The organism is Paenibacillus sp. FSL L8-0663, from assembly GCF_038008125.1.
In the GTDB taxonomy this organism is placed as follows: domain Bacteria; phylum Bacillota; class Bacilli; order Paenibacillales; family Paenibacillaceae; genus Paenibacillus; species Paenibacillus polymyxa_D.
This window is the reverse complement of the sequence record NZ_JBBOYM010000001.1, coordinates 1,842,926-1,856,136: the sequence shown is the minus strand read 5'-3', so window position 1 is coordinate 1,856,136 and position 13,211 is coordinate 1,842,926. Positions and strand designations below refer to the sequence as shown.

At 46.8% G+C, this 13,211-nt stretch carries 13 protein-coding genes; 3 read left to right on the top strand and 10 right to left on the bottom strand.

Translation table 11 applies throughout. The features are described from left to right. Nucleotides 1-65: 65 nt before the first annotated feature. Genes hemG through hemE form a run of 3 tightly spaced genes read right to left on the bottom strand, consistent with a single transcriptional unit; the run spans nucleotide 66 to nucleotide 3,538 of the window. Nucleotides 66-1,511 carry a protoporphyrinogen oxidase gene (hemG, locus tag MKY75_RS08470; protein WP_340884997.1) on the bottom strand — a complete coding sequence of 482 codons (1,446 nt, stop codon included), beginning with the start codon at nucleotides 1,509-1,511 and terminating at the stop codon, nucleotides 66-68. A gap of 7 nt (nucleotides 1,512-1,518) precedes the next feature. Beyond that, nucleotides 1,519-2,460, bottom strand: coding sequence for a ferrochelatase (gene hemH, locus MKY75_RS08465; protein ID WP_029516690.1), 942 nt, complete (start codon nucleotides 2,458-2,460; stop codon nucleotides 1,519-1,521). A 31-nt stretch (nucleotides 2,461-2,491) separates the two neighbouring features. Then, the gene (gene hemE, locus MKY75_RS08460) at nucleotides 2,492-3,538 is read right to left on the bottom strand and encodes a uroporphyrinogen decarboxylase (RefSeq protein WP_029516689.1); all 1,047 of its coding nucleotides are present in this window, start codon (nucleotides 3,536-3,538) and stop codon (nucleotides 2,492-2,494) included. 235 nt (nucleotides 3,539-3,773) lie between these two features. On the opposite strand from hemE, the gene MKY75_RS08455 reads away from it, so the two are divergent. Then, nucleotides 3,774-4,994, top strand: coding sequence for an MFS transporter (locus tag MKY75_RS08455; RefSeq protein WP_029516688.1), 1,221 nt, complete (start codon nucleotides 3,774-3,776; stop codon nucleotides 4,992-4,994). Nucleotides 4,995-5,106: 112 nt separating this feature from the next. On the opposite strand, the gene MKY75_RS08450 is transcribed toward MKY75_RS08455, so the two are convergent. After that, entirely contained in the window at nucleotides 5,107-5,751 is a 645-nt protein-coding gene (locus tag MKY75_RS08450) for an O-methyltransferase (RefSeq protein ID WP_340884995.1), read from the bottom strand. Nucleotides 5,752-5,908: 157 nt separating this feature from the next. Between MKY75_RS08450 and MKY75_RS08445 the strand changes: the two genes are divergently transcribed. Together MKY75_RS08445 and MKY75_RS08440 are read left to right on the top strand one after the other, a co-directional pair. Next, entirely contained in the window at nucleotides 5,909-7,069 is a 1,161-nt protein-coding gene (locus tag MKY75_RS08445; RefSeq protein WP_023987994.1) for a THUMP domain-containing class I SAM-dependent RNA methyltransferase, read from the top strand. Nucleotides 7,070-7,257: 188 nt separating this feature from the next. Next, nucleotides 7,258-9,240 carry an LTA synthase family protein gene (locus tag MKY75_RS08440; RefSeq protein WP_340884993.1) on the top strand — a complete coding sequence of 661 codons (1,983 nt, stop codon included), beginning with the start codon at nucleotides 7,258-7,260 and terminating at the stop codon, nucleotides 9,238-9,240. 199 nt (nucleotides 9,241-9,439) lie between these two features. On the opposite strand, the gene MKY75_RS08435 is transcribed toward MKY75_RS08440, so the two are convergent. The 6 genes from MKY75_RS08435 to racE all read right to left on the bottom strand — a co-directional run bounded on the left by MKY75_RS08435 (nucleotide 9,440) and on the right by racE (nucleotide 13,042). Continuing rightward, the gene (locus tag MKY75_RS08435; RefSeq protein ID WP_023987992.1) at nucleotides 9,440-9,709 is read right to left on the bottom strand and encodes a hypothetical protein; all 270 of its coding nucleotides are present in this window, start codon (nucleotides 9,707-9,709) and stop codon (nucleotides 9,440-9,442) included. Between the two features lie 94 nt (nucleotides 9,710-9,803). Beyond that, nucleotides 9,804-10,025 (bottom strand): DUF1450 domain-containing protein, encoded by a 222-nt coding sequence (locus tag MKY75_RS08430; protein ID WP_007429791.1) that lies wholly within the window; start codon nucleotides 10,023-10,025, stop codon nucleotides 9,804-9,806. 23 nt (nucleotides 10,026-10,048) lie between these two features. Beyond that, nucleotides 10,049-10,351: a heme biosynthesis protein HemY gene (locus tag MKY75_RS08425; RefSeq protein ID WP_013370462.1), complete on the bottom strand. Its 303-nt coding sequence runs from the start codon at nucleotides 10,349-10,351 to the stop codon at nucleotides 10,049-10,051. A gap of 140 nt (nucleotides 10,352-10,491) precedes the next feature. Continuing rightward, nucleotides 10,492-10,758, bottom strand: a complete 267-nt coding sequence (locus MKY75_RS08420; RefSeq protein ID WP_029516685.1) for a hypothetical protein — start codon at nucleotides 10,756-10,758, stop codon at nucleotides 10,492-10,494. 136 nt (nucleotides 10,759-10,894) lie between these two features. Beyond that, entirely contained in the window at nucleotides 10,895-12,115 is a 1,221-nt protein-coding gene (locus MKY75_RS08415; protein WP_241113496.1) for a M14 family metallopeptidase, read from the bottom strand. A gap of 117 nt (nucleotides 12,116-12,232) precedes the next feature. Further along, entirely contained in the window at nucleotides 12,233-13,042 is an 810-nt protein-coding gene (gene racE, locus MKY75_RS08410; RefSeq protein WP_069011068.1) for a glutamate racemase, read from the bottom strand. Nucleotides 13,043-13,211 lie beyond the last annotated feature (169 nt).

The following is a 13,211-nucleotide window of genomic DNA, read 5'->3' as shown; positions in this document are numbered from 1 at the left end:
ATATATCAAATTTCAATATAAATAGAACCCCTCGCCTGGATCGCGAAGGGTTCATTATCGAACATTTACACCTGTACCTTGACTGCTTCCTGTTGTGTCGTTTGGACGGCATTGGAGGCCCATTCCTTAGCCTGACGGATGCAATCCGGTAAGCCAATTGCATCATAGCCAGCGCCCAACACATACACTCCCGGCATCTCAGTGCGTAACTCTTCACGCAAATCAGCTATAGCCTGCGGGTGCCCTACCGGATATTGCGGCATGGAATTGCGAAGACGTGTAATTTCCGTGAACAACGGAGTCGCTGTAACTCCCATCATCTCTTTCAGATCCTTACGTACCAGTCCAATCAACTCATCATCCGGTAACTCTACAGTGTCTTCAGCTCCTGCTCGCCCTACATAACAGCGCAACAGCACCTTATCATCTGGGCTGGTATGAAGCCACTTGGCAGACGTCCATGTACAAGCGGTCACGCTGCGTCCTTCTTTACGAGGAACCAGAAAACCAGAACCGTCAAAGACGTTCTCAATATCTGTTTTATCGAAGGCTAGGACCACGTTTGCTACGGAGACGTAATTAACAGCTTCCAGTGCAGCCACATTGACATGATCTCGCAATAGCGGCGCAGCAGCAAAGTTGGGAGTCGTTACAAAAATATCATCCGCCTCCAGCATCTCTCCATTGTCCAGCATAACGCGATATGGGCTGCCTTCACTTTGCGGTGTCTTTGTGAATTTTGTAACAGCAATACCGGTGCGTAAATCACAGTCATACAAATCATTCAGTAACGCATGCACCAAACTTTGCAAGCCTTGACGGAAGGTCAAAAAGGCGCTTTTTTTCGTACCCGTATGTGTTTCAGCTGGTTTTCGACCTGTCATCATTCCGTGAATGAGACTTCCGTATTGCTTCTCTACCTCAGCAAATTGTGGGAAGGTCGCTTGCAAACTTAGTGTCTTCATGTTGGCAGCATAAATCCCTGCCAGTAGTGGTTCGGTTACATTTTCTAGCACTGCTTTGCCAAGTCGGCGTTCAATAAAATCACCCAACGCCTCATCTCCCGGTACACGGCGAGGCGGAATGACAAAATCCATCATAGCCCGCATTTTCCCGCCTAAAGAGATCAAGCCGCTGCGCAAAAAGGGTTTCAGCTCCGTTGGAATCCCCAGCACCAGTCCAGGGGGCATCGGATGAAGCTGTCCTTCATGCAAAATGTATGTCTTTTTAGCCTCAGGATTCGTGCTCACCAGTTCATGATCCAACTCCAGCTCTTTTGCCAGGTCTATCATGGCCGTTTTACGGGCCAGAAAGGAATCTGGCCCCTTTTCAATCACAAAACCATCTTTATGCAGTGTTTCAATTTTTCCGCCCAGCACGGATGCTTTCTCCACCAGCGTAATTCGAGGTGTGTAGCCAGCTTCTTTGTACATTTTTCGTGTATAAAAAGCAGTGCTAAGCCCGGTCAAGCCTCCGCCTACAATTACAATATTACGTAACCTTTGCTCCATTATGTCCTCATCCCTTTTTCCATTGGTCTATGATGACATCACTAAGCGTCTCCATATACAGTGGATCACTGTTGAGTGAATCAATACGCTGAAAACGCATATCCAATTCCTTCGCCAAAGCCTGTGCTTCAATATCCAGATCGTATAACACCTCTAAGTGATCAGAAACAAAGCCAACTGGTGCAGCCAGCACATACTCCACTTGCTCCTCTTTAAGACTGTGCATGGTATCCAAAATGTCTGGCCCCAGCCATGGTTCTGCTGTACGACCGGCGCTTTGCCACGTAAACTGCCAGTTGGTAATCCCCGCCTTGTCCGCAACAGCCTGCGAAGTAGCCATTAATTGCTCTACATAAGGATCACCCATAGCCAAAATCCGCTCAGGCAAGCTGTGCGCACTAAATAGAACACGAACCTCATCCCGCTTGGCTCCAGCTTCTTCAAAAAGCGCCAGCTTGGCGTTCACACGCTCAGTTAGCGTCTTAATCAACTTTGGATGAAGATAATAGCTCTCCACAAATGATATGGCCAGATCCAGTTCCTGTGCCTTAGCCTGTGCGCGCTTAATATAAGTGCCTACACTCATAACGGAATAATGCGGAGCCAGCACGACACCCACCGCAGCACGAATGCCATCTTGCACCATGGCTTCCACACCGTCCTCAATAAACGGTTTCGCATGTTTGAGTCCCTGATAACAGGCAAATTCAATGTCCGGGTTGCGATTTTCCCGATTTAGGGTTTCCTGCAGGTTTTGAACCTGCCGATCCGTATTCTGACGCAGCGGAAACACACCGCCCACAATAGCTTCATAACGATCCTTTAATTCCTTTAGCTGCTCCGGCGAGGGAGCATTACCGCGACGGATATGTGTATAGTAGGCTTCCACCTGATCCAGACTTTCTGGCGTCCCGTAGGACATAACCAGTACACCCACTTTGGTTTTCATTAGCAGATCACCTCTTAACATTTCTAATGGTTTAATTCTTTGACAAAATCGAGTGGGAATACTCATGTACATAATCAGTAAGCTCTCTTAGCTTATCTAGCGAGGCTTCAGGAAATAAACCGTGACCGAGATTGAAAATGTAACCCGGCTCCAAGATACCTTCATCTACAATGGTTTTCGCATACTGCTTGATAACATCGATTGGCGCAGTAAGCACATAAGGATCCAGATTTCCCTGTACACCAAAACCGTTGCCCAAGCGACGACGTCCTTCAGGTATACTTACCCGCCAGTCCAGTCCAATCACATCGGCTTTTAACCCATTCAAGTGTGGGAGCAATTCACCAGAGCTTACGCCCGGAAAATAAATTTTAGGTACATCCAGATCAGATAATTCATGAAAAATACGTGTGATAGTCGGCAGCACAAAAGTTTGAAAATCATAGGGCGAGAGCGCACCTACCCAACTATCAAACAATTGAAAAGCCTTACCGCCATTAGCGATATGAGCTCGCACGTATGTAATAACCATGTCCCCTAGCTTATCCATCAGGCGATGCCACAACTCAGGCTCTCCATACATCATCGCTTTGGTGCGAATATATCCTTTGGAGGGTCTTCCTTCTATTAAATAGCTTGCAATGGTAAAAGGCGCTCCAGCGAACGTAATCAATGGCACGTTCAGTTCACGGTCCAAAATGCGGATCGTTTCCAAAATATGACCCAAATCGCGTTCCACATCAATTGGACGCAACTTGTCTACGTCTGCAGCTGACCGGATCGGATTATCAATAACCGGTCCAATATTTTTGACAATATCAAAATCAACCCCTAGCGAGGCCACCGGATTCATAATATCAGAATATAAAATTGCAGCGTCCACCCCGAGCTTGCGCACGGGCATTAAAGTCACTTCTGCGGCCAACTCGGGCTGGCGGCATATCTCAAGCAACGTGTATTTTTCTTTAATTTTGCGATACTCAGGGTCATACCTTCCGGCCTGCCGCATGTACCATACGGGAATATGATCCACAGCTTGCTTGCGGCAAGCGCGGATAAAAGTATCATTGTAGGTCATGACTTCAGCCTCCAGTTCGAATCATAAATACTATATTTTAATTATGCCCTTTTTCAAGAGTCGTAACAACCGTAGCTCTCGAACAAACCATGACAAACCCATGACATTTGGATAAAGTTTCAATGAAGTGTGCTATACTAGAGAAATGGCTTTTTTTAAAGCTCCGGAGAAGTTATGCGTTGATACGTAGGATTTACAACAGGATGAGAATGGGCAGAAAGGAAGTGAAAGCACATTGAAAACGTGGGAGACGTGGAAAATCAATCTCATTGTGCTTTGGTTCGGTCAGTTTCTGGTCAATGCGGGTATTACGATGATTACTCCGTTCCTCGCCCTGTATCTGGCTCAGGACCTTCATGTGAAGGGAGAGCACGATATTGGTCTATGGGCTGGAGTTATTTTTGCCGCTAACTTTTTGACCTCATTTATGTTCCAGCCTTTGTGGGGCAAGCTGGCTGACCGATATGGACGTAAAGTCATGCTGCTTCGCTCAGGCTTTGGTATGGCTTTGGTCATCGGATGTATGGGTTTGGTCACCCATCCGTGGCAACTGCTGGCGCTTCGCCTGCTGAACGGTACGATTTCGGGTTTCAATCCGGCATCGATTTCCCTAGTATCGGGTACCACTCCCAAAGAGCGAACCGGATTCGCTATGGGGATTATGCAATCCGGTCAGATGGCCGGCACGATTCTCGGTCCTCTGCTAGGCGGATTTTTGGCTGATTGGGTCGGATTCAGACCGATTTTTTATATTACAGGCGCTCTGATTTTTATAGCCTCACTCATTGCAATGTTTCTGGTTAAAGAAAATTTCAGTAAAGCGGAAGCCGCACGCACACCGCAAATTTCGGTTCTTGCCGGATTAAAGGAGCTAAGCCATACGCCCCAGCTTCCGGCTTTGTTCACCGTAACGTTTCTGCTCCAATTTGCCATGATCAGTACGGTATCTCTGCTGCCGTTATATGTGCAAAAACTGTATGGGTCGGCAGAAGGAATTGCGCTGATTGCCGGGTTCGTTACAGCTATAACAGGCGTATCCAATATGATTGCTGCACCGCTCCTTGGAAGATTGAGTGACAAGATAGGAGCGCACAAGATCTTGACCATTGCACTGCTCGGAACGGCGGTTATGCTCATTCCGCAGGCTTTTGTCAATGAAGTGTGGCAACTTGTCATTATCCGTTTTTTCATGGGTGTATTTATGGGCGGTCTGCTACCAAGCGTAAATGCGCTGATTCGCACGTATACACCGGAAGGAATGGAAAGTCGTTCTTTCGGCTTCAATACCAGCTCGCTCGCGCTTGGGAATATGCTGGGTGCTGTCATTGGCGGGGTGCTATCCGGGTTTATCGGCATCGAAGGACTGTTTATCATGTCAGGTGTCCTGTTAATCGTCAACATATTCTGGGTACGCATGAAGCTTTTTGATCGTAAGGCTACGCCTGATTTCAGGTAAGAAACCTTCAGGTAAGACAAGCCCACCTTAACAGACAAGAACCTCCTTCCCCACGCTATAGTGGACAAGGAGGTTCTTTTTTGTATAGATAGCTATACATGGGGAATGAACGCTATTTAACTCGAGCTAGCGCCAATCCATCGTAAGCTGGCAAAAGCGTGCTGACCAGCCGCGGATCTGTTGCTATCGTTTCGTTAAAACGTCTCACGGCCTGAACGGCAGGGCCGTTCTTATCCGTATTCAGCGTCCGTCCGCGAAGGAAACAGTTGTCTCCCGCAATAATGGCACCTGGATTCGCCAGAGCAATCGCATATTCCAGATATACTGGGTAATTTTCCTTATCTGCATCAATGAAGAAAAAATCGAAAGTTCTTCCCTCTTCCTGAAGTTCTTTCAAGCTGTCCGCTGCGGGTCCAATACGATATTCGACACGGTCACCGTATCCATTGTTTTCCATATGTCGATGTGCCAGCGCTGCGTACGCTTCTTTCAGCTCCAGTGACACAATACGGCCCTTTTCTCCCAGCCCACGGGCCAGACATAATCCACTGTAGCCGCCTAATACGCCGATTTCCAGTACATGCTGTGCGCCAGATACTTCAATTAGAAAGGTCAACAGTTTTCCATAAGGATGGGCAACGGATACTTCCGGCATACCTTCTTTAACGATAGCCTCCCTAATACTGCGAAGTGCTTCATCCTCTTGTACCAGCTGGTCTACATATTGTTCAGGCGTCATATTGGGTGTAATTTCCACGGTTCATCTCTCCTTATTACTTAATCATAACGCAGGTAGGACGTGGTGTCCTTCGTAAATTTTTTACCTTAATGATTTGTCTCTTCGAGTACAATGACCTATACTATAGGGATTGAACCAAGCTTACATGATTATGGGGACGGAGTGAATACGTTTAATGACTCAACTGCAACTAATTGCGACTGCGCCAATGGGACTTGAGGCCGTCGTGGCCCGAGAACTCAGAGAACTCGGGTACGAAGATCTAACCGTCGAAAACGGCCGCGTCGTTTTTACCGGAGATTATATGGATATATGCCGGTGTAACCTGTGGCTTCGCACATCAGACCGCGTACTTATTAAAATGGGTGAATTTGCTGCAACAACCTTCGATGAGCTGTTCGAGGGTACCAAAGCATTACCCTGGCAGGATTGGATTCCTGTAGATGGTGAATTCCCCGTAGAGGGACGTTCGCACAAATCACAGCTTAGTAGCGTACCAGCCAGTCAGGGAATCGTCAAGAAGGCGATTGTAGAGAAGCTCAAGGAAACCTACCACACAGATTGGTTTGCTGAAGATGGCCCTCGTTACGTCATTGAGGTCATTCTATTGAATGATCGTGCGTTGCTGACGCTTGATACAACCGGTCCAGGACTGCACAAACGCGGCTACCGTAAGCTCGTTACAGAGGCGCCCCTCAAAGAAACGATGGCTTCTGCTCTTATTCAGCTTAGTCGCTGGAGCCCGGACCGCCCCTTCTATGACCCATGCTGCGGTTCCGGTACTTTATTGGTCGAAGCTGCCATGCAAGCCTGGAATATTGCGCCAGGACTGAGACGTACCTTTAACTCGGAAGACTGGCCTGTCATTGGCAGAGAATTATGGGATCAGGCTCGCGACGAGGCGATGGATTTGACCCGCGATGACATTCCTTTTGAAATTGCAGGTAGCGATATCGATCCAAATGCCATACAAGTTGCTGAGGCAGCTGTAAAAGCAGCAGGCTTTGCTAAAGACATCCCTCTTAAAGTGATGCCTGTAACTAAAGTCAGACTCGAAGGACAATATGGTGTGATGATTACAAACCCACCTTATGGCGAGAGACTGAGCGAACAATCCGAGGTGGAAAAGCTGATCCGTTCACTCGCACGCACGGCAGCCGAAATGAAGACCTGGTCCTTCTTTGCCATCAGCTCCACCAAGCAATTTGAGCATTATTGGGGCCGTAAAGCAGACAAGCGCCGGAAGTTGTTTAACGGCCGGATCGAATGCCAATACTATCAGTATCTAGGCCCTCTGCCTCCGCGCCGCAAAGATACTTCGCCGTTGCAGCCTTAAATAAGATGAAGCCTAGGCCAGGAAACGAACTCTCCGTTCGTTGTTCTGGCCTGATTTGTGCTGTATTTTCTTTACTTAATCATTGAAATGCGCGAGATGAGCGCTATAATAATTAAAGGCATTTCGGTTTTAACATTACGTTAATATGTAATTTATACTAGCCGAACATTTCTGCCAGAGGGGGTAAAGTGTTGGTTATTCGCACGTCCAGTGCAAGTCGCACTGGTAACACGTTCAGCAGAATGCTGCTGTCTCGATATTTTGGACTAGGTCTGTTTTTTGTGCTTATGATCGGCAAGCTCGTACTGATTCACTATAACTTGCATGCCCAAAATATTGACATGAATCCGCTGGATTATGTCATCGCTATTGGTTCGCTTTTACTTGTGAGCTTCTGGACCTTATGGCTGCCACGTCGCGGACGTTTGATTGCTCTTGTGGTGCTCGATATGTTGCTCACCGCGCTCATTTATTCCGACATGGTTTATTATCGGTATTTCCAGGATTTCATTACGATTCCCGTCTTACTTCAAGCTGGACAAGTTGATTCTCTAGGCGGAAGTATCGCATCCCTTATGTACTGGGGGGACATTCTCTTTTTTGCAGACTGGATTCTATTCATTCCGTATGTCATATTTGTGGCTTCCTTACGACGTCGATTTACCACGAATGATACTTATTTAAAAGCATCCCGAAGCTCCTACACAAAGAGGTTCCTGCTTCGCTTCTCTAAAGGAGCATTGGCCTTCCTGATTGGCTATGTATTAACATTTGGGCCGATCAAATATTATACCTCCACGTGGGCAACTGGCATATTTGTCGGCAACTGGTGGTCGATGGCCTTGTACAATGTAACAGGGTTGATCGGATTTCATGGATATGACATCTACCGCTATGGTCAGGATCACCTTGGTCCTCAGCCTACATTGGCTCAAGCGGAATCCGATAAGGATAAGGAATGGTTTAATCAGCACCAAAAGTTGCTTCAGGTAAAAAATGATCTATCTGGCAAGTATAAGGGCAAAAACGTGATGGTCATTCAAGCTGAAGCGTTCATGAACTTTTTTATCGGCAAAAAGATCAACGGTCAAGCGATTACGCCTAACTTTGACAAACTGACGAAGGAAAGCATGTATTTCAACAATTATTTTCACCAGACTGCGCAAGGCCGTACTTCGGACGCGGACTTCTCTACACATGCTTCGCTGCATCCGCTCCCTACAGGCTCCGTATTTATCCGTTATGCGGACCATAAATTCGATACGCTCCCTTCCATTTTGAAGGATACTGGATATAGTCCCAATGCGTTTCACGTGTATGACAGCAGCTTCTGGAACCGCTACACTATGTATAAGGCAATGAACTATGACAAGTTCTACAGTAAAAAAGATTTTAAAATTGATGAGCCATTGGGCTGGTCCCTGGGAGACAAATCCTTTTTCCGTCAAACGCTCAATGATCTCACTACCGAAGTTAAGCAGCCGTTCTACGCCTATATGGTCGGTATCTCGAGCCATCATCCGTACAACCTGTCACCTGACGCGGTAGATTTAGACGTTGGCGAGTTTGAAGGTACCATGTTCGGAGACTATCTAAAATCTGTCCATTATGTAGATGAAGCACTAGGCGAATTGGTAGATCAGATGAAGAAAGACGGACTGTGGGATGATACGATCCTGATGTTTTATGGGGATCATGATAATTCTATTAAAGACAAAGCACTGTATGAGAAATTTTTAGGCAAGCCACTTACGGATCTGGACATGCAGAAAATCATGAATCAGGTGCCATTGCTTGTGCATCTTCCTGACGGAAGTCAGGCGGGCACGTATACAGAACCGGCAGGTCAGTTGGATCTGACTCCTTCCGTAATGCACCTGCTTGGGATTTCTACAAAACCATATCATTTTATGGGAAACGATCTGTTTAGCGGGAAGCCTCGTATGGTTGTGCTACGTACTGGTGCTTTCACGGATGGACGAGTGTACTACATTCCATCTGAGGACGGTACATTCTCCAAAGGGACCTGTTACAACCTGAGTACAGGCCAGCCTACAGACGTAAACGCCTGCGGACCGGGATATACCGAAGCTCTCAATCGGTTGAACATATCCGATCAGGTTATCACATACGATCTTATTCGCGAATGGGAACCACAAACAAAGAAGTAACTCCTTCTGTATCTGTATCTAATAGACTTTATGTGGGAGGTTGCTGATACAGCATCTTCCCAAACCCCTTTAACGATGTCGCCGCATAACTACTCTGTATATAACAAAAAAGCACGATCCATCGGCTTGTAAGTGCTGTGGATCGTGCTTTTTTATGGATTGTCACTCGACTGCGCTCGTTGTTACCAGTCACAAATGCTTAGGAACGCAACGTTTTTTTGGCCTGTTCAAGCCGTTGTACCTCTTCACCAAGCATATCCTCCGCAACTTCTACTGAGTCGTCACCAAGGCTATCCTTCGCCTGCTGTATGGCATGTTCAGCATGAGTGCGAGACTGCTCCGCCTGTTCAATCAGTTGCTCAGCTGGATGTGACAATGCCTGAGAGACGGCATTGTGGAGCCTGTCCACCGAGTTTTGTGTTTGAGCCTCAACACTGTGATTGTCGAGATTGGAATCATATTGGGCCATGAGTCACTCCTCCTTCTGGGCAGTGGTCTACATCCATTAGCATGGATCAGAAGAAGGGGAACTATTCAAAAATTGCGAATGCTGCGTACTGGAACTATTTGATAAAGCGCGCAGCCTTCTCCAATACTTCATCCTCCGTGGCCGCACTCACATAACGTCCGTTCACATACACAAACGCCCGTTTCCCACAAGGACCGCAATACGATTTGCAGCCGATTTTGATCTCGGCATCTGGTGCCATCTTTTGCAACTTGGGCAAGATTGTTTTCAAGCGAATATGATTGCATTCATCACATACGCGAATATCGTTGGCCATCTGTCATCCCTCCGAGCTCCGGCTTAGTGGTCGCCGTGATTACCTTGGGAAGGGTTAGTAATGACAAATCCTTCTTCGGGGAAGTACAAGTAATCAATTTTCACACCATCCAGCAGCGGCTGGCCGCTTTCCAAAATTACGTCAATGCCTTTATCTGTAGATACGACAGTATCTGTTTCTTTAGGCGTGTCCAAATCCAGCCCGTAATGAGCATGATCTCCATGAGCATGAGTAATAACAACGCGCAGGCTCTTCCCTTGGTTCTCTTCCTTATCCAGTTCAAGTTTCAATACTTTAGCTGCGTTACGAGTAATTTTGCAGTTCATCAAACTTCATCTCCTTCATATTCATTAAATGAAATGTGGTTTATTGGATAAATCACAATTATGTTTAGCATAGCAAAAGGCAATATTCCTATTGTAAAGAAAATCGCGAAAAATCGCAATCACGAAATTCATAAGCTTATCTACCGAACACGTACATGTTGCTTTTCAAGCACATCTGGATATTTTCGTTCGGCACGGGTGACAAACCAATTCATAAGCAATAGCGTAACACCAATATCGTCGATGGGCATAAATGGCATGACATCAGGTAATACCCAATAGAGCAACACAGGCACCGCAAAGAGTAATTTTTCTCCCAGCGGAATCCTTGATGAAGTAATCAATCGGGGCATACGACGAAATACATGTGACCATTGACGGAGAGATAGTAATCTTTTCCACTTCATAGGTTGTTCACTCCATTTCCAATGCTCCTAAGTATATATACCCCATTGAAGGGACATGTAAAGAGGAACACTTATAAAAAACGTGTTCCTCCTAATACGTGCAAATGATTCGATACGTTTCAGTAGGCCGAATTTTTTACCATGACAGCACTGTTGCCATTAACATGCCCACTTCTGCTGCAATATCATCGTAATCACGCATGGGCAGCGGATTTACGCCTAGACCGACTTCAACGGTAAACCCCGGTTTACCAAATCGCTGTATAAACCAATCCTTGTACCCTGCATCGCTCCCACCCAGCTTTACCGCCCGGTAACCTGTTGCGGCAGCTAGCCGTAAGGCCCAATCTCGGCTCTCCTTAGGCTCTAGATCCCGATAATTCCAATAGATCTCCTGTCCCTGACTGTGTATGGATAACACCATGTCGAACTGTTCGCGCTCCGTTAGATCGGCAAGCGCCTTAGACTCTGGTTCAGACAAAGGTGCAGGCCCTGCATAGTCTCGTCGAGACGGACCTGTTTTACCGCGTCTGCGCACCTCTTCTTCCCAATATGCCGGAAATTGATCGTTGAGGTCGACACCACGAATATTGGCCTTCCAACCGCGATAATCAGCACGTCCTTCATTCCACTTTTTGAGGTCATGATACAACGGATGAGTTGGGAGTATACCTTGTTGCACCAGCTCTACCCCATCCGGGTTGACCATCGGAACCACCCATAAGGATGTATGCTCCAGCAAATCCCGCGGAGAACCTCCATACACCCATTGAGTGGCCACTACATGTTCTTCAGTCCCACCGATCCCTTGTGCATATTGCTCTATAAAACGCAGCAAACAAGGCGTCGTCAGCCATTCATTAGCATGAACTGAAGCATTGGCGTGAATTTTACGCGTTCCCTGCCCAATACGTACATAAGGAATATCCTTCCCCATGACACTGGTTCCAATGCTGCCAACTTCAATAAACGGATATCTGCGGGCTAAGGCCGCTAGGTCTTCCTTTAAATCTTCATATCCATACTCTCCACGTAATCGTACAATCTGATCCTGATGGTCTTCAGGAATAACAATAGTTTTTCCTTCCATAAAATCATGCTCCGCAAGTCCGGGGTTGGCTAGCCGTAACTCATTAAGCTCCACACCAAACTGCTTGGCAATCTGTCTTGCATACTCACCAGGCTGAATAACGTATTTACGATCCGTAGACGGACGAATATATAACACTTGACCACTAATCAGATAGGGTTGCGTGGCGGCCCACGGATTATCTACGATTAAAGTATCCGCCGATAGTTTAAAAGCCGAGGCGACCCGGTGTAATGTATCTCCTTTTCGAACGATATATTCCCTCATCTTCTACGCCCCTTCCATCTGCCTTACTGCATGTTATGCAAACGCGGCGTGTCTTGATGTAGCGAAAAGCAAAACAGCCGACTTCTTTTGTCCAATGACAAAAAGTCGGCTGTCTCGTTAATCCAAATTGGTGACTTGCCAGACGACAGGCGTTTGGCGAATTTGCTCCCCGAGCCACTGTGCGGCAATGCGCTGGAACAATTCAGGATCACCGGAACAAAAAAGCTGATGTACCGGCGTTTCGTCCCCAGCTTCCAACTTGTCTTTGTTATACAAAATGGTACTCGTCTCACGCGCCGTTTCATCTGCCGAGCTAATGAGCTTTACTGCAGGCCCCATGACTTCTTGAATCGTTTCCTTCAAAAAAGGATAATGCGTACAACCAAGAATCAGACAATCAATCGGATACGTTTGAATAGGTCTCAATGTCTCCTCCACAACCTGCGATGTCGTCTTAGAGCGAAATAACCCTTGCTCCACCAATGGAACAAGCGCAGGACACGCATGGCTCACCACGTCTACGTAAGGAGACAATTGCTTGAGCGCAGCTGTATACGCTCCGCTTCGAATCGTACCGACAGTCCCAATCACCCCGACATGCCCGGTAGCAGTCGCGCTAATCGCAGCACGAGCCCCGGGGTGAATAACTCCGATCACCGGAATGGATACCTTTTGGCTTATATAGTCCAATGCCGCGGCAGTAGCCGTGTTACAAGCAATAATAATGACTTTCGGATCAAATTGAATCAGAAAGTCAACCATTTGCTCTGTAAATTTTTTAACCTCTTCCGATGGTCGGGGGCCATACGGAGTGCGCGCAGTGTCTCCAAAATAAATGATTTTTTCCCGTGGAAGCTGACGCATGACTTCTTTAACAACCGTCAAACCTCCTACACCGGAATCCAATATTGCAATCGCTTGCTGCACGTACACACCGCTTCCTTTTTTGTTCAAATATGAGTTATTTCATCTCGGAAAGCTATCCGTTGCTACATACCTTATGTCGTATCAGTGTAAAAGGTACCCCAAAAGATTACCCTAAAACGAGGAAGTGATCAATAAAAAGGCTCCATCCCAACGGGAGAAGCCACGAATT